Raw genomic sequence first — 16,989 nt, forward strand, 5'->3', positions numbered from 1 at the left:
GAAGGGTCTCCGGCACCCGGCGTGGCTGGTCAGCCGCCTGGCTGGGGCGGTGCCGAGGTCGTCTGGGCGGCCTTGGCGTTCTCGTAGGCGCGGGCGGCGGCGTCGAGCGCGGCGAGCGCCTCGCCCTGGGCGGCGAAGTTGCCGCTCTGCTGGGCCTGCCGGAGCCGTTCGAGTGCCGACTGGATGTCGGCGACGGCCTGGTCGAGGGCCGGGGTGCTGCCCGTGCCGCCGGTGGCGGGCGGGCTGGTCGGTGTGGTGGTCGGTGTCGACGGCGGCGTGGTGGGCTGTTGCTGGGTGGGCGAGGTCGCCGCCTGGCCAGCCTGGTCGCCGAAGACCTGTTTGAGCGCGTCGCCGAGGGTGGAGGCGAATCCGACCTTGGACCCGTAGGACACCAGCACGCGGGCCAGCTGCGGGTAGCTGTTCTGGTTGCGTTGCTGGATGTAGACGGGTTCGACGTAGAGGAACCCGCCGCCGACCGGCAGGGTGATCAGGTTGCCGAAGATCACCGTGACGCTCTGGTTGCTGAACAGAGTCCGTTCGGAGGCGAACCGCGAGTCACTTTGGAACCTGTTCTGGACCTGGACCGGGCCGTCGACCTGGCTGTTGCCGGCGGCTGTGGTGGGTAGCCGCAGAACCTTGATGGCGCCGTAGTCCTTCGGGTCGGAGGACACCGTCATCCACGCCGCCAGGTACTGCCGTTGTAGGGCGGTGAGCGGGCTGGTCAGCTGGAACGTGGTGCCGCCCTGCCCGGGCGCCTGGGCCAGGACGTAGTAGCCGGGCTGGTTGGCCAGGCCGGAGGCGTCGAGGTTGGTGCCGCCCTCCTGGGTCGGGTCCTGGGGCACGTTCCAGAAGGTGTTGGTGGTGTAGAACTCCTGCGGGTCGGTGACGTGGTACTTCGTCAGGAGTTCGCGCTGGACCTTGAACAGGTCCTCCGGGTAGCGGAAGTGCGACCGCAGCTCGGGGGTGACCGCGCTGCTCGGCTTGACCAGGCCGGGGAAGACCTGCTCCCACGCCTTGAGGACGGGGTCCTTGTCGTCGACCGAGTAGAGGGTGACGGTGCCGTTGAACGCGTCGACGGTCGCCTTCACCGAGTTGCGGATGTAGTTGATGTTGTTGTTGGCCTGGCGGGCGACGCCGGCGAGGCTGTCTTCGGTGGCGGCGCCGAGCTGGGTCTGCTGCGAGTACGGGTAGTTGTTCAGCGTGGTGTAGCCGTCGACGATCCAGACGATCTTGCCGTCGACCACCGCCGGGTACGGGTCGCCGTCGACGGTGAGCCACGGCGCGACCTTGCTGACGCGCTGCCGCGGGTCGCGGTTGTACATGATCTTCGAGCCGTCGCTGATGGCGTCGGAGAAGAGGATGTTGCGCTCGCCGTACTTCGCGGCGAAGGCGAGGCGGTTGAACCAGTTGCCGAGGTTGACCCCGCCGGTGCCTTCGTAGCGGTAGTTGCTGCTGCTGGCGCTGTCGTACTCGCCCGGCGCGCGGCCCTCCTGGCCGCCGACGATGGCGTAGTCGTTGGTCAGCTCGCCGTAGTAGATGCGCGGCTCGCTGACCGCGATGCCGGGCGCGGTCGGGTTGGTCGGGTTGATGCCGGCGCCGGTCGGGTTCTGGGTGTCGCTGGTGACCGCGATCGGGTAACCGCCGTCGCTGTTGGCGCTGCTCACCGCACGGTCGATGGTGTTGGCCGGGGCCGCCACGAACCCGTTGCCGTGCGTGTAGACCAGGTGCTTGTTGATCCAGTTGGTCTGGTTGCCGGTGAGGTTGGCGGTGTTGATCTCACGGGCGGCGACGACGTAGTCCTGGATCCTGCCGTCGATCTCGTAGCGGTCGATGTCGAGCTTCTGCGGGAAGCCGTAGAAGTTCTCCCGGCCGACGCGCTGGGTGAAGGTCGGCGCGAGCACGTTCGGGTCGAGCAGGCGGATGTTGGGCACGGTCGTGGTGTCCGTGCTGATCTCCGAGGCGGTCGCCTGCCCGGTGCCGGTGTAGTCCTCGTACTGGACGTTGTTGAGCCCGAACGCCGCCTTGGTCGCATCCATGTTGCGGCTGATGGAAAGCGCTTCCTTCTGGTTGGCGTTCGGCTTGACCGAGAACTGTTCGAGGATCGCCGGCCACGCGACGCCGACCAGGACGCCGGACAGGATCAGCAGCACCAGCGCGATCGCGGGCAGCTGGATGTTGCGCAGGAAGGCGCCGGCGAAGAACGCCACCGCGCAGATCGCCGAGATGCACAGCAGAATCAGCTTCGCCGGCAGGACCGCGTTCAGGTCGGTGTAGGTCGCGCCGTTGAACAACGGGTTGCGGTCGGAGAAGAGCAGGTTGTACCGGTCGAAGTAGTACTCGACCGCCTTCAGCAGGACGAACAGGCCGGCGGTGACGGCGAGCTGGACGCGGGCCGATCCGGCGAGCTGGCCGCCGCGGCCGGCGAGCCGGATGCCGCCGAAGAGGTAGTGCGCGATCAGGGCGCCGATGAAGGAGATCGTCACCGCCACGAACAGCCAGCCGAGCAGCCACTGGTAGAAGGGCAGCGTGAAGGCGTAGAAGCCGATGTCGTTGCCGAACTCGGGGTCGGACTGGCCGAAGCTCGTGCCGTGCAGGAACAGCTGGATGCGCTGCCAGTCGCCCTCGCCGGTTGCGCCCGCGATGAGACCGGTGACCAGCGGGATGCCGATGCCGAACAGCCGGATGCGGCCGACCACGGCGGAGCGGTAGCGCGCCAGCGGGTCGTCGGCCCCGGAGACCGGGACGAACACCGGCCGCGTGCGGTAGGCGATCCACAGGCTGAGCGCGAGCGAGCCGCCGACGAGGAGCCCGATCGCGAAGAACAACACGATGCGGGTGACGACCATCGTGTTGAAGACCTGACGGGCCTCGACCTCGCCGAACCACAGCCAGTCGACGTAGGTGTCCAACAGGCGCGCACCGAGTAGCAGCGCCAGGATGATCACCGCGGCGATGATCAGCAGTACCCGGCTGCGACGGGACAGCTTCGGCAGGCTCACTGGGGGCCGACTGGCCACTGCGCACGCTCCTGTTGTCGTGGTCCGCTGGCGGGGAGCCCGTAACGCAGGACACCCCTGAACCCCTAACTCTAGGAGGGCCGCTCACGGTTCCCCGACCGGCCCGAATCGGACACCTCCGGCGGGCACCTGACACGATGAGGAGATGGCATCGGAAGTCAACCCCGCCACCGGACCGGCCATCGCCGCGCTCGCCCGGGAGGTCGAGGAGTTCGTGGCCGCCGCCGGGTGGGACCAGGCGCCGCAGCTGTTCGCGCTCGTTCCGACCGCGTCGCTGCTGCGGGAGCAGCCGGAGCTGGCCGGGCAGCTCGACCCGTCGAGCGCGCTGACCCCGGTGGCGCAGGAACCGCTGCCGGAGGGGGACCTGGCGGAGGCGCTGGGGCGGATCGCGTGGCCGGAGGCCGTGATCGGCTGCGCGCTGGCCCAGGAGATCATCGTGTTGCCGCCGAGCGCCGAGTCGGAGCTGTCCGAGTCCGGCGACGCGGAGCGGCTGCGGCAGGCCGCGGCGGACCACCCGGAGCGGACGGAGGCGCGTCTGGTGGCGGCCGTGCTGCGGGACGGCCCGGGAGCCTGCGTGATGCGGCTGAGGGGCTACACGAAGGCGGAGGACGCCGAGCCGGTGGACGAGGTCGTCGAGCACCCGGACCTGGCGCCGAACCTGCTGGACGCCCTCCGGGCAACACTGGCACCCTGATCACCCCGCGAGGCCCACCTTCACGCCCGCGAGTCCCACATTCGGTCGCGAGCCCCACGCTCGACCGAGGAAGCCCCGAGCCCACGCCCGCGCGCGAGTCCGACCCTGCCGCGCGAGTCCCACGCGCCCGTGCGCGACTCCGGCCCTGCCGCCCGAGTCCCCCACTCCCGCGCGCGAGTCCCACGCTCAGCCGCCCGAGCCCACACTCCCAAGCGCCCACGTTCGGCCGCGCGAGCCCGACGCTCCCGGCCGCGAGCCCCACACTCAACCGCAGGACCCCACACTCAACCGCGCGCGAGTCCCAACGTTCAGCGCGCGAGCCCCTCGCGCCCGTGCGCGAGTCCCAGCCTCAGCTACACGAGGCCCCACGTTCAGCTCCCACGTCCGGCGCCCCCGCGCGCTAGCCCGCCCTGCCCTGCGAATCCCACTTTCCCCCGCGCGAGCCCCACGCTCCCGTGTGCGAGCCCCTCGCGCCCGTGCGCGAGTCCCACGCTCAGCTACACGAGGCCCCCACGTTCAGCTCCCGCGCCCCCGCGCGCTCACGCGCGAGCCCGCCCTGCCCTGCGAATCCCACTTTCCCGCGCGCGAGCCCCACGCTCCCGGCCGCGAGCCCCACACTCCTGCGCGCGAGCCCCACGCTCCCGGTCGCGTGCCGCACTCCCCCGGCCGCGAGCCCCACGCCTCCTGCGCGGGTCCCACCCTGCCGCGCGCGAGTCCCACGGTTCCGGAGCCGGCGGTCCGCGTCAGCAGGACGGCGTCGGCTGCCCGGCCTTGAGCGCCTCCAGCGCCGAGAGCGCGCTGTTCAGGTCGGTCACCTTGATCAGCTTCAGCCCGTCCGGCGCTGCGGCGGAGGCTTCCGCGCAGTTGGCCTCGGGCGTGAGGAACACGGTGGCGCCGGCCTCCCGCGCGGCGACGACCTTGAACGAGATCCCGCCGATCGGGTTGACCGCTCCCTTTTCGGTGATCTCCCCGGTGCCGGCCACGTGCTCGCCGGCCACCATCTCGCCGGGGGTGAGCCGGTCGACGATCGCCAGCGCGAACATCAGGCCCGCCGAGGGGCCGCCGACGTCCTGCAGCGAGATCTTCACGTCGAAGGGCACGTCGGCCCGGTCGATCGGCTGCAGGCCCATGAAGCCCTGCTTCTTGTTCGGGTCCGGGTTGGCGGCCAGGGTGATCTGCTCGGTGCGGGCCGGCTCGGTGCCGTGCTGGAAGGTGATCGGCACGGTCTGGCCAGGGGTGGTGTCGGCGAGCGCGGCGGTGACGTCGTCCTCGTTGGTGATGGTGCGTCCGTTGACCGACAGCAGCCGGTCGCCCGCGGCGAGGACCCGGCTGGCCGGGGTGTTCTCGACGATCGTCTGGGCGAGCACTTTGACCGGGAAGCCGAGGTGGCGCAGCGCGGCGACCTCGGCGTTGCTCTGCGAGTCCTGGAACTGCTGGACGTTCTGCTGCTGGACCTGCTCGTCGCTCTCGCCGGGGCGGAAGTACTCCTCGCGGGGCGCGAGCGCGTAGCGGCCGCTGACCCACAGCCCGAGCGCGCCGAACAGGCTGATCTCGTCGTTGAGCGAGACGGTGGTCATGCGCAGCTCGCCCGCGGTGGGGTAGGTCTGCTGCCCGTCGACCTCGACCACCTGGACGCCGTTGACCTGGCCGAGCGTGTCGTAGGTGGGGCCGGGACCGATCGCGACGTAGGGCACCTGGACGAACGCGCCGATGAGCCCGAACACGACGATGAGGACGCCGCTGGTCACCACGGTCCAGCCGCGCCTGGTCATGCGGGCGCGCTCGGGGGGCCGGGTCGCGCGGTGCCCGTTGCGGGCCTGGTCGCCGTTCGCGGGCTTGGTGCCCGTCGCGGCGCCGGGAGCAGTGGTTTCGTCGCGGGACTCGCTCACGGCCCACAGCGTACGGTGACCGGCCCGCACGCTCGATCACCAGGCCTTGATCGCGGCGAGCGAAATCGGACACCACTGGCGCGGTCGCGGCTGCTCCGGCCGCGTACGGTGGTGGTATGAGCAATCTCCCGTTCGGCTTCGGGCCCCCGGATCCCGACAAGCCCGGTGACAACGGGCCGGAGGGTCAGCAGTCCGGCGCCGACGCCTTCAACCAGCTCGGCCAGATGCTGAGCCAGCTCGGGCAGATGCTGAGCCAGGCCGGCAGTTCGTCGGGCCCGGTGAACTACGACCTCGCGAAGCAGATCGCGCTGCAGAAGCTCAGTGGTAGCGGCGGCGGGACCATCGGTTTCGCCTCGAGCGGTGACGCCGACAGCGCCGTGCGCGACGCCGGCCACCTCGCGGAGCTGTGGCTGGACGCGGCGACGATCCTGCCGGCGGGTGCGAACGTGACCGCGGCGTGGTCGCCGCGGGACTGGGTGCAGAAGACGCTGCCGACGTGGCAGCGGCTGTGCGACCCGGTGGCCCAGCAGGTGTCCGGCGCGTGGGTGGAGGCGCTCCCCGCCGAGGCGAAGCAGGCCGCCGGCCCGCTGCTGTCGATGGTCGGCCAGATGGGCGGCATGGCGTTCGGTTCGCAGCTGGGTAACGCGCTGGCTCAGCTGGCGTCGGAGGTGCTGACCTCCACCGAGGTGGGTCTGCCGCTGGGTCCCGAGGGGACGTCGGCGCTGCTGCCCGGGAACATCGAGAAGTTCACCGAGGGGCTGGAGCTGCCGAGCAGCGAGGTCCTGGTGTTCCTGGCCGCGCGGGAAGCCGCGCACCAGCGCCTGTTCTCGCACGTGCCGTGGCTGCGGCAGCGCCTGCTGGCGACGGTCGAGGAGTTCGCGCACGGCATCAAGGTCGACACGTCCGCGCTGGAGCAGCTGGCGGGTCAGGTCGACCCGTCCAACCCGGCCAGCATCGAGGAGGCGTTGTCCTCCGGCTTGCTGGAGCCCCAGACGACGCCCGAGCAGCAGGCGGCGCTGAACCGGCTGGAGACGCTGCTCGCCCTGGTGGAGGGCTGGGTGGACGTGGTGGTCGCGGATGCGGTCGGCGACCGTCTTCCCGGAGCCGACGCCCTGCGCGAAACGCTCCGCCGCCGCCGCGCGACGGGCGGCCCGGCCGAACAGACGTTCGCGACGCTGGTCGGACTCGAGCTGAGGCCCCGCCGGATGCGCGCGGCGTCCGCGTTGTGGAAGCTCGTGGGCGACCGGCACGGCGTCGACAAGCGGGACGGCCTGTGGTCGCACCCCGACCTGATGCCGTCGGCCGAGGACCTGGACGACCCGATGGAGTTCGCCGAGCGCCTGGGCAAGCCGGGCGACCTGGACGACCCGATGGCCGAGCTGGAGCGCACGGAGCCCGAGGAGAAGCCGGCAAACCCCAAGGAGGGCGACGAGCCCGGCGACTGACGCAGGACACCGCAAGCCCACCTCGCGCGCGACGCCGGGGTGGGCTTGCGGTATCCCCGCGGCGAGCCGCCGGCTCGCCGTCCCCGGCCAGGTGGGCTTGCGATGTCCACGCGGAGCAAACCGGAGCCGGCGGCTCGCCATCCCCGGCCATGGGCTTGCGGTGTCCACGCGGAGCAAGCCGGCGGCTCCCCGTCCCCAGCCAACATCAGCGAGCTGATCCCGCCCAGGGGGCGAGACCGAGCCAACCGCGAGCGCGAGCTGCCCTGACGTGCGCTTTCGCCCCCAGCTGACGGCGGAACTCCCCCGTGCCAGGACAGCACGCTGAGCCCACCGCCGCGGATCGGCGGCAGCGTGGCCCCCGCCGCAACGAACCGACGGCAGCCTGGGCCCGCCGCAATGCCACCGGCGGGGCACCCTGATCCCACCGTTGGGAATCGACGGCGCCATCTGAGCCCGCCGACGGCGCAACCCCGAGCCCACCATCGCGGACCGGTGGCACCGTGGCCCCCGCCGAAACGAATCGGCAGCAGCATTCCGAGCCCGCCGACGAGGCACCCTGATCCACCATCGCGGATCCAGCAGCGGCCACCCCCTGTGGCCGGCACTAAGCCCGTCGACGGCGGCACCGTGCCCCACCGCCCGACTGCCACTGCCTCGGCCGCGCGCTGGCGCGGCTGCCCGTCTCCTGGTCCACCCGCGTGTCATCCGGCTCGGCGGCGCCGCTGGTCCGCCCGCTAGCCATCCAGCGGGTTGCCCCTGTTCCCGTGCTCCGCGGCTCGTTACCCGGCGCCGACGCTCTCCCACTCCGCCGCTACTCATCCGGCGCCGACACTCCCCCGTTTCGGCCGCCCCTCCGCCTGCCTTTCCCGGTGCCGGAGGACCCGCCAACGGCGAGGTCCCCCGGCCGTGTTCCGACTGCTCAGTCCTCGTCCAGCTCGCTGATTCCCCAACCGGCCGCCGCGGACAGGCCCTCGAGGTAGCCGATGGCCCGCTCGGTCTTCGGGTAGCGCCGGACCAGCTCCCAGAACTCGGCGTTGTGCGCCGCTACCCGAAGGTGTGCCAGTTCGTGCACCAGCACGTAGTCCAGCACCCATGCCGGTACGTTCTGCAGCCGGTCGCTCACCCGGATGGTCCGGTCGGCCGGCGTGCACGAAGCCCACCGGGTCCGCATCGGCGGCACCCAGCGGACGCTCGCGGGCAGCGCCTGCCGGTCGAGGTACCGCGCTGACAGCTGCGCACACCGCGCGAGCAGCGCGGCATCCGACTCGCGCGCCGGAGACGCCCGCCTGATCTCCGTGCGCTGGAGCTTGCGCTCCATCTCGGCCACCCAGTGTTTTTCCTCGGCTCGGCTCATGCTGGCCGGGATGAGCACCACGAGGGTGTCGCCGACCCGGTACGCGCTGACCGTCCGCCTTCGTCGTGCACTACGCCGTACTTCGACCTTGAGCTGCGGGTTCGATGACTGCCCGGTGTTGTCCCGGTTCCTCAAAGAGGGCACCCGTGCGTTCGCCACCCGTCCACGGTAAAGGCAGGGACCGACAACTCGGGAGAGCCGACTTTGAGAAGGCCCGAGTTATCCACATTTCGGCCCGCCTGTGGATAAGTCGCGATCTTGGTTAGCGGATACTTAGCGACGTTCCGTCACTCTGTGCTCCATGATGGATACAGCGACAAGTCAGCGACCGCTCTTCCTGCCCGAACGCCCCTGGCTGCGGTCCGGCCTCGAGGTGTTCGACCGCGGCCCGGGCGAGGTGCAGATCGGTCTCGACCCCCGGCACGCCATGGTGGTCGCGGACCTGCCACCCGATCTGGTGGACGTGATGCACCGCCTCGACGGCAGCCTCCGGTTGGAGAGCCTGTTCGCGCTCGCCAAGAGCGAACACGTCGAGATCCTCCGCGAACTCCTCACGAAGTTGACCCGGCTCGGGCTGGTGGAGGAGGCGTGGCCGCCCTCGGCCTACAACCGGCCCGCCCATGAGGCCGGGCTGTGGTCCCTGTCGGCACGGCAGAGCCACGGCGAGACCGTCGCCCGGCGTCGTCACAGCGCCATCGTGCTGTTCGGTTCGGGGCGGCTTACGGTCGCGATGGCGGTGCAGCTCGCGGCCGCGGGGGTGGGGCAGGTCCGCGTCGAGGCCGAGGGCAAGGTCACCGAGCAGGACACCGGCACCGGCTACACCGACGCCGACATCGGCCGATCCCGATCAGCCGCGGCAGCCGATGCGATCCGTCGGGTCAACCCGGCCACCGTGACTCGGCGCCTCCGAGACGGGCGGCTACCCGAACTCGCCGTGCTCGCCGACGCCATCGTCCCGGCACCCGAGCTGGTCCAGCAGCTCATGCACGAGCGGGTTCCGCACCTGGCGGTCCGCGTCCGGGAGGGCATCGGGATCGTCGGGCCGCTCGTCGAGCCCGGCCGGAGCAGCTGCCTGGGGTGCGCGGACCTGATCCGCCGCTCGATGGACGACCGCTGGCCCACGATCGCGGGACAGCTCGCCGGGCGCACCCAGCAGGCCGATCTGGTGACGGTGCAAGCCACCGCGGCCCTGGCGACCGGTCAGGTGCTCCGGGCTCTCGGGCCGGTCGACGGGGTGCCGCCGGGCTGGAACATGACGATGGAAGTCGACCCGTACGAGAACACGATCTACCACCGTCCGTGGGCGCCCCACCCGGCCTGCACCTGCGGGGCACGCCCAGAGCCGCTGGTCAGCAGCGTCCCTGCGCCGACGGCTGCGGAGATCATGGTCGACAAGGCACAATCGCAGGAGTGACCGACTTCCCCGAAGAGACCGACGACCGCACCGATCCCGGGATTCCCCGCCGCACGGCCGCACGCGCAGCGAAGCTCGCGAGCCTGCCGCTCGGAATCGCGGGACGGGCGGTCGGCGGCTGGGGGCGGCGGCTAACGGGTCAGAGCGCGGAAGAGGTCAACGCGAACCTGTCGGCGAAGGCCGCCGAGCAGCTGTTCGAGGTGCTGGGCACGCTCAAGGGCGGCGCAATGAAGTTCGGGCAGACCTTGAGCGTGTTCGAAGCGGCGGTGCCGGACGAGCTGGCCGCCCCGTACCGCGACGCGCTGACCCGCCTGCAGGCCGCCGCGCCGCCGATGCCGGCCCGCCAGACGCGCCGCGTGCTCGCCGAGCAGCTCGGCCGGTCGTGGGAGACGCGGTTCCGCGAGTTCGACGACGCTCCCGCCGCCGCGGCCAGCATCGGCCAGGTGCACCGCGCCGTGTGGCACGACGGACGCGAGGTGGCGATCAAGGTTCAGTACCCCGGCGCCGACGAAGCGCTGCGCAGCGACCTGCGGCAGCTGCAGCGGTTCAGCCGCCTGTTCCAGGCACTCCTGCCGGGAACAGAGGTCAAGCCGCTGCTGGCCGAGCTGTCGGCGCGGATGGACGAGGAGCTGGACTACCGCGGCGAGGCCGACAGCCAGCGCGAGTTCGCGAAGGCCTTCGACGGCGACGACAAGGTCCTGGTGCCCAAGGTCGTCGCCAGCGCCCCGAAGGTGCTCGTGACCGAGTGGGTCACCGGCACTCCCCTGGCCAAGATCATCGCCGGCGCGGACGCCGAAACCCGCAACCACGTCGGCGCGCTCCTGGCCGAGTTCCACTTCTCCTCACCAGCCAGGGCGAAGCTCCTGCACTCCGACCCGCACCCGGGCAACTTCATGCTGCTCGACGACGGCCGTCTCGCCGTGATCGACTTCGGCGCGGTGGCCCGCCTGCCACACGGCATCCCTCGTCAGCTGGGCGAGATGACCCGTCTCGCGCTCGATCATCGGTCGACCGAACTCATGAAGTTGCTGCGCTCCTCCGGCTTCATCCGCCCCGGCACCGAACTCAGCGCCGACGACGTCCTCGCCTACCTTGCCCCGTTCACCGAGCCCCTCGCCACCGAGCGCTTCCACTTCACGCGCCGCTGGATGCAACGCCAAGCGATGCGGGTCGGCGACACGCGTGGCCGCGACTTCCGGACCGGCCGATCGCTGAACCTTCCGCCGGAATACCTGCTGATCCATCGCGTGACGGCAGGCTCGACGGGAATTCTGTGCCAGCTCGACGCCGAGATCCCCGCCCGCGGGATCGTGGAACGGTGGCAGCCGGGCTTCGCCGATTGATCCCGTACCTCTCGCCCTGTTTCGCCCGGCGTGGCAGGGTCGCCCGCCCTTGTGCATCCACTGAGCGCTCGGGATTCCAGCTCCCCAATAACAGCCGCCGCTGGCCGATGGCGATTTCCGGTTTCCCGCGCCAAAGCGAGCTCACCCACCGGCGCCACGGTGAATGCGTCAACCTTGATCAACTCTTCAAGACGCAACCTCCAATGCTCCTACCCCGCACGATCACAGTCCTTTCCGCCACACCAAATTCCTCCTACCCAAGAACCACCTCCTCATCGCTTTCCACTCCCAGTCGCTGTTTGTGCACTAGCGCGCCCCAACCCTCGTTGCCATCCGTTCCCGGTCCGGATGTCTCGCCGTGACACCCAGCATGCCGTAAATCTCGGACCTCGCGGCCGACAAGGCTCGACAGAAGCACGAGTTATCCACAATCACGGCCAAAACCGCACGAGATGTCCACTCGCACCACCGAGTTGTCCACAGTTTCCTGTCACGTCTTCCACCGCCCCGTCCCCCGCGCAACTCTGGAGCCATGACCGAAACCATCACCGCTCCGGCAGAGCGACGCTCGGCCCCGAGCGAGGACGTCACCACCAGCACGCGCCTGCGTCGAGCGGGCCTGAGCCAGCACGTCATCTCGTCCCGTTGCCGCCCCGGCGGCCCATGGCGCAGGCTTCTGCCGGGCGTGATCCTGCTGAGCAACCGAGAACCCAGCCGGGATCAGCAGCTCCGCGCCGCCATCTACCACGCAGGTGGGGGCGCGGTGATCAGCGGCACGGATGCCTTGCAGGCACAGGGCATTCCACTGTCACCGTCCCGGCGCGTCCACGTGCTGATCCCCGTGGGCCGCCGGATCGCATCGCACGAGTTCACCTGGCTGGACCGCACGTCTCGTGTCCCCGAACCGGTCGTCGTGGACGGGTTGCCGTTCGCGCCGCCCGCCCGCGCCACCATCGATCTCGCCCGGTACGAAACCGATCCGGACAGGCTGAGGCGCCTGCTCACCCTGCCCGTGTACTACGGCCTTTGCACGGCAGAGCAGTTGCGCGACGAGGTCGACGCCGGCAATCAACGCGGAACGTCGGCTGTCCGGCAGACGCTCCGCACCCTGGGCTCGCTTCGCGACACCTACCAGCAAGGTGTGGCGAGGGAGCTGCTCGGCGGAGTTCCGTTGCCACCACCGGTATGGAACGTGACCATTTGCGACTCGGCGGGACGCCGCCTCGGTGTCGTCGACGCCTGGTGGGACGAAATCGCGATGGGCTGGGTTCTCGACCCCGCTGCCACCCGTTCCGACCGTCCGGCCACGAGCCACCTGCCGCTCACCGGGGCCGGAGTGGTGCTGGTCCGCACCACTTCCAACCGCCTACGCGGTGACGCGAGGACAGTCGCGCGGGAACTCACGAGCGCGTTCGCCTTGGCAGCTCGCCGTCGGCGGCCGAAGGTCCAGGCACTGAAGGAGGTCGCGGCATGACGAGCGCTCACCAGTATTCAGAGGGGAGTTTGCCCTCGATGTCACGGACATGCTCACGAGTGCATCGGGGGCACAGCCAGCGCAGAGCGCCGCCTTCACGGTCGCTGACCCACGCCAGGGTCTCGAGCGGGTCCTCGTCCGGCTTGCGTTGAGCGCCGCAGCGGGAGCAGACGACTGGCTCGTTCATCTGCGCCATCCGAAGTGGACCGTCTGTGTTCCGAGCACGTAGATGTCTTCCCGGTTGCCCAGGTACTCCCGATCCTCGGGATCGAGAAGACGACGCAGGATGTCCCGGTCTTCCTGCGTCACGAACTCATCGCCGGCCGACGCCAGCCAGGCGATGTGCTCGAGCACGTAATTGCGTGCCGCCTCGTCCGACGGTGCGGGCAAATCGACAAGACGACTGAAGGAACCGACTCGCTCCAACCCTGCCTTCGCCAGTGCGGTGTTCCAGCCGTACGGCATCCGGACCGAGCCCGGCATGTCGGCACGCATCCGCTGGAACCATCGATCCCCCGCCGCCAGCAGACGCCGCTCCAGCCCGGGCTCACCGATCCCCAGATCCCAGGGCAGGCAGTAAGTGGGTGGACTCCCCTCGACCAGGGCGAGCATGCCGTGTGGCTTGAGAGCTGTGACAAGGCCGGCGATTCCGGCTTGTTGATCAGGGAGGTGATGCACCATCGAAGCGGCCCAGACGAGATCCGCCGGCTGGACGAGCTGAGCGAGCTCCGCTGAGGCGACGTCAGCTCGAACGCGCTCGATCGAAACCTGGCCGGCGAGCGCAGCGCTGGCCACAGCCTCGGCGCCAGGATGGCCGCGCCCGACAGTCGCCGCTGTGGCGGCTCCGGCGAGCTCAGCTCGCGCTTGCTCGAGTGCGATCTGTTGTTGGCCGGTCGAACCCGTGCCCGCGGTCTCGGTCGCAGGGGCGTCCGGATCTGTCCGGCCAGTGCGGTCCGACTGAGCCCGCTCCACGGCCGCCTTAGCCGCGGTTTCGGCGACGTCGAGCAACTCCGGAACGGCGTCGACGAGAACGATTGTCCCACCGCCTCGACGGGCCAGCTCGGCGGCGAACGCGGCGCTCATCCCGCCGGCCCCGCTACCCGCGTCGACGACTACTGGATGGTCGGCGAGATGGCTGACCAACCGGGCGGCGATCTCCGCGTGGGTCCGCGCATGGACTCGATCGGCGCTGCGCAATGCCGGAATTCGCTCGGCCCAGTCGATGTCGTCGTGGGTGTGTGCGGCCATGCCGGTCATTCAACACCGCGGGCGGGACAGTCGCCGTGATTTCGCGCCGCATGGGTGCCATAGGCAAGGCACCGGCCCAGCGAATGAACGGCCGTCGGCCGGGGGAATGTGCGAGCCCTTGCTGCTGGCCCCGAACATGCCAAGAACTCGGGCGCCGGCAGCCGGACATGCCAAATGCCGAGGTGTTTGACAGTCAACGCTCAAGCCCCGGCTCGGGCGTGCGAACGCGCAAGGCTTCGGTGCTGGCGGGCGAACGCGCCACCACCTCGGCTGTGGGTCGGGCGGGCGGCTTGGGCCCGCAGCATTGGCGGCGGTCGGGCAGAGGCGCCGGGCCTGAACAGTGACGGCACTCGGGCTGACGCGCGGGGCCTCAGCCTTGACAGCGCTTGGGCAGACACGCCGGGCCATAACAGTGACAGCACTCGAGCAGACACGCCGGGCCACAACAGTGACAGCACTCGAGCAGACACGCCGGGCCACAGCAGTGACGGCACTCGGGCGGGTGGGCCGGGCCCGCAGCATTAGCGGCACCGGGGTAAACGCGGCCGCCTCAGCATTGAGGGCACTCGGGCGGGCGGGGCGGGCCCAGCAGCATTAGCGGCGCTCGGGCAGACGCGCCGGGCCCGCAACATTGCCGGCGCTCGGGCGGGCGCCCCGCCCTCAGCGTTGATGGGCGAGCGCGCTGGGTTCGCACAATTGCCGGACGCGCCGGGACTGCGGCGCAGCCGGTTGGCTGATGAACGAGCGGCACCGCAAAACCGCGCCAAGCCCGGCGGTGGTCAAGGCTTTCACCTCGAGCACCGCCGGGCCGTCAAACCGCGAAGTGCCATGGCGAGCCGCTGATTGCGGAGTCGCCGGGTGACTAGCCGCGGTAGCGACCTGCGCGGCGGGAAGCCCATCGGGCGACACGGTCCCATCGGCGGGCGGCGCGCTCGTTGCGCATCGGCTGCGCGCGGACGTCGTCGTGCAGGTCCTGTATTCGTGCTCTCGCCAGTTCTTCGTTGAGCAACATTCGGGTGATCTCCTTGGTCATGGGTGCGACCCCCGCGCGGGGGCGCGGCTTGCTGGGATGCTTCGTCCAGCTCACTGCGACGAAGGGGGCGTCAGTACTCATGCGGCTGCACTCTGCTGGTCAGTGCGGTTGCGGCGCTCGATGCGCTTCTCCGCGACGGGCGTTTCCACCGGGTTCTTGCGAGGACGTCCCCGCGGCCGCTTCCGCGCGACCACGACACCCCGCTCGAAGATCTCGCCTCCCCAGACCCCCCAGGGCTCCCGCCGGGCGAGCGCGCCGGACAGGCACGCACTCCGGATCGGGCAGTCGGCGCACCGGCTTTTGGCCAGCTCCAGATCCGCCGGTGACTCCGCGAACCACAGGTCGGCGTCGCCGGACCTGCAGGGCAGGTCGGCTTCCGGCGAGGCCACGGCGTCGAAAAGCTCACCGATCCCGGATCCCGGAAGGGCGAGTTCGTCGGATAACGCCTTCTCTGACGCGAAGGCGATTGCCGATGACATTCCCGTTCTCCTTTGTGTAGTAACGGTTTTTCGGTTGTGAGGTGGTACAAAAACACGAGGGCCGCGGATCCGAATCTCGGTTCCGCGGCCCTCGTGAGCCTGTCTCCCTGACGGGGGGTCAGAGTCTGAGCTCCGGCGGAGCCAGCGGAACGTGGAGTCGGGTCTGCTTGTTGGTCGGGACGTACGCCGGCTTGACGGCGGACACACGGGTCCCGTCGAAGCGGTCACGCTGCCGGGCGATGATCGGCAGTTCGACGCCGGCCTTGCCGACGCCCCAGCCGTTCGCGCAAGCCATCGCCGAGCGGGCGAAGGGCAGAGCGATGCCAGGGTTCGTGACCGTGATCGAAGTCTTCACGTCCCAGCACCTCCTCTCATCCTTCGCTCATCGCCGGCGGGCGACGGGCGTTCGCTTCGCGGGCACTCTTCACCCGCCCATGCAGGCTATTGCCCCCGCCCGACGCGGGGCAACTGATTTTTCGCAGAACTTTTCCCAGCGGCGAAGATCGTCCCTGCGCAGCGGTTCCGCCGCGCGAAGTCGCCCTTCGGCGCGGTCAAGCGTGCTTGCCCCGGACCGCCGCCCGGGTGCCCGGACGCGGCAAAGGGTCCCTCAGTGTGGCGGACATCGCCCAAGCCGGCCAGCCACGCTCGGAGCGAACACGCGCCACGCGGTCACCGCGGTTCACCTCATCGTCGGGCCTCACCGGACTCATCCGGAAGCAGCGACGTCCCGAGCCCGAACGGCCGCGGTCCGCTGTGGCGAGGCACCGCCCGTTGTAAAGGACTGTGCCAGCCGCGGATGCACACGACCCCAGGCCGCACGCTGCGACAACGGCCGAGGTCCGCTCTGGCAAGGCACCGCCCGTTGTAGAGGACCGTGCCGGCAGCGGATGCACACGGCCCCAGGCCGCACGCTGCGACAACGGCCGCGCTCACCACAAGGGCTTGGAGTACAGGGCCCGCCCTAACAAGGGTCGTGTTCGGCAGGCGCGGGCGGGGCCCTGACTCGCTGGCCCCTGCGTCCTCAGCGATGGGTGGCCGGGGTGAGTTGCCGAGCGTCCTCGGCGGTGGGTGGCCGGGGCGAGTTGCCGAGCGTCCTCGGCCCGGGGCGCCCCTCGAACTGATGGACCGGCGGCGGCTGGCGGGAACGCCCGCCCAGGGAGAAGGGGGGCGGCGGACGAGCGGAGTGCCCGCCGCGCACCGGTAGGTGGGTTTTGTCGCGGAGAAAGCACCGCAGGCCGATCAGTTGCTCCCGCGCGGGACGAGAGCGCGCGGGTGAGGAAGGACGGCGGTTGGATCAGGAGCGGCCTGCCGCGGAGGAGGGGACAGGAGTTCCATCAGGCTTCCTTGCCCGGCGAAGACAACGCCGTCGCCGGGCGTGGCTGCTAGCGGAGAGGCGGCCGCCAAGCTGCGAGCCCGCCGCGCTGACCACACCCGCCGCGCTGACCACACCGGCCATGCAGTCGACATCCACCGCGCTGACCACACCGGCCATGCAGTCGACATCCGCCGCGCTGACCACACCCGCCGGGCTGACCACACCCGCCGCGCTGGGGACACCGGGCTTCCGGCAGGCGCGCCTCCCGTGAGGCAGCACCCTGG

Annotated in this window: 13 protein-coding genes; 6 read left to right on the top strand and 7 right to left on the bottom strand. The window is 70.5% G+C overall.

All coding sequences use genetic code 11. The features are described from left to right. Window positions 1-29 precede the first annotated feature (29 nt). Window positions 30-2,999, bottom strand: a complete 2,970-nt coding sequence (locus IE290_RS29075) for a UPF0182 family protein (RefSeq protein WP_191247858.1) — start codon at window positions 2,997-2,999, stop codon at window positions 30-32. 163 nt (window positions 3,000-3,162) lie between these two features. Here IE290_RS29075 and IE290_RS29080 point away from each other — a divergent pair, with 163 nt between their 5' ends. Then, window positions 3,163-3,711, top strand: a complete 549-nt coding sequence (locus IE290_RS29080) for a PPA1309 family protein (protein ID WP_191247859.1) — start codon at window positions 3,163-3,165, stop codon at window positions 3,709-3,711. A gap of 743 nt (window positions 3,712-4,454) precedes the next feature. Here the strand turns inward: IE290_RS29080 and IE290_RS29085 are convergent. Continuing rightward, entirely contained in the window at window positions 4,455-5,600 is a 1,146-nt protein-coding gene (locus tag IE290_RS29085; RefSeq protein WP_229874767.1) for a YlbL family protein, read from the bottom strand. A 116-nt stretch (window positions 5,601-5,716) separates the two neighbouring features. On the opposite strand from IE290_RS29085, the gene IE290_RS29090 reads away from it, so the two are divergent. Next, on the top strand, window positions 5,717-7,045 hold the full coding sequence (locus IE290_RS29090) for a zinc-dependent metalloprotease (protein ID WP_191247860.1): 1,329 nt from the start codon (window positions 5,717-5,719) through the stop codon (window positions 7,043-7,045). Window positions 7,046-7,964: 919 nt separating this feature from the next. On the opposite strand, the gene IE290_RS29095 is transcribed toward IE290_RS29090, so the two are convergent. Next, complete coding sequence (locus tag IE290_RS29095; RefSeq protein ID WP_191247861.1) at window positions 7,965-8,534, bottom strand: M48 metallopeptidase family protein; 570 nt, start codon at window positions 8,532-8,534, stop codon at window positions 7,965-7,967. Window positions 8,535-8,700: 166 nt separating this feature from the next. Between IE290_RS29095 and IE290_RS29100 the strand changes: the two genes are divergently transcribed. From IE290_RS29100 to IE290_RS29110, 3 genes are all read left to right on the top strand, one after another. Beyond that, window positions 8,701-9,813 (top strand): ThiF family adenylyltransferase, encoded by a 1,113-nt coding sequence (locus IE290_RS29100; protein ID WP_191247862.1) that lies wholly within the window; start codon window positions 8,701-8,703, stop codon window positions 9,811-9,813. Then, a complete protein-coding gene (locus IE290_RS29105) occupies window positions 9,810-11,156 on the top strand; it encodes an ABC1 kinase family protein (protein WP_191247863.1) in 1,347 nt (448 codons plus the stop codon). Before IE290_RS29100 ends, IE290_RS29105 begins: the two co-directional genes overlap by 4 nt. Window positions 11,157-11,688: 532 nt before the next feature. Continuing rightward, window positions 11,689-12,630, top strand: coding sequence for a hypothetical protein (locus IE290_RS29110; protein ID WP_229874768.1), 942 nt, complete (start codon window positions 11,689-11,691; stop codon window positions 12,628-12,630). A gap of 183 nt (window positions 12,631-12,813) precedes the next feature. Here IE290_RS29110 and IE290_RS29115 read toward each other — a convergent pair whose 3' ends face one another. From IE290_RS29115 to IE290_RS29130, 4 genes are all read right to left on the bottom strand, one after another. Continuing rightward, on the bottom strand, window positions 12,814-13,887 hold the full coding sequence (locus tag IE290_RS29115; protein WP_229874770.1) for a class I SAM-dependent methyltransferase: 1,074 nt from the start codon (window positions 13,885-13,887) through the stop codon (window positions 12,814-12,816). Between the two features lie 853 nt (window positions 13,888-14,740). Next, window positions 14,741-14,911, bottom strand: a complete 171-nt coding sequence (locus IE290_RS29120; protein ID WP_191247864.1) for a hypothetical protein — start codon at window positions 14,909-14,911, stop codon at window positions 14,741-14,743. 77 nt (window positions 14,912-14,988) lie between these two features. Beyond that, window positions 14,989-15,390, bottom strand: a complete 402-nt coding sequence (locus IE290_RS29125; RefSeq protein WP_229874771.1) for a WhiB family transcriptional regulator — start codon at window positions 15,388-15,390, stop codon at window positions 14,989-14,991. Between the two features lie 118 nt (window positions 15,391-15,508). After that, entirely contained in the window at window positions 15,509-15,745 is a 237-nt protein-coding gene (locus IE290_RS29130; RefSeq protein WP_191247865.1) for a hypothetical protein, read from the bottom strand. A 1,099-nt stretch (window positions 15,746-16,844) separates the two neighbouring features. Here IE290_RS29130 and IE290_RS38330 point away from each other — a divergent pair. After that, the gene (locus IE290_RS38330; RefSeq protein ID WP_268246411.1) at window positions 16,845-16,976 is read left to right on the top strand and encodes a hypothetical protein; all 132 of its coding nucleotides are present in this window, start codon (window positions 16,845-16,847) and stop codon (window positions 16,974-16,976) included. The last annotated feature ends 13 nt before the right edge of the window (window positions 16,977-16,989 follow it).

It is taken from the genome of Amycolatopsis deserti (assembly GCF_014653945.1).
Lineage (GTDB): Bacteria > Actinomycetota > Actinomycetes > Mycobacteriales > Pseudonocardiaceae > Amycolatopsis_E > Amycolatopsis_E deserti.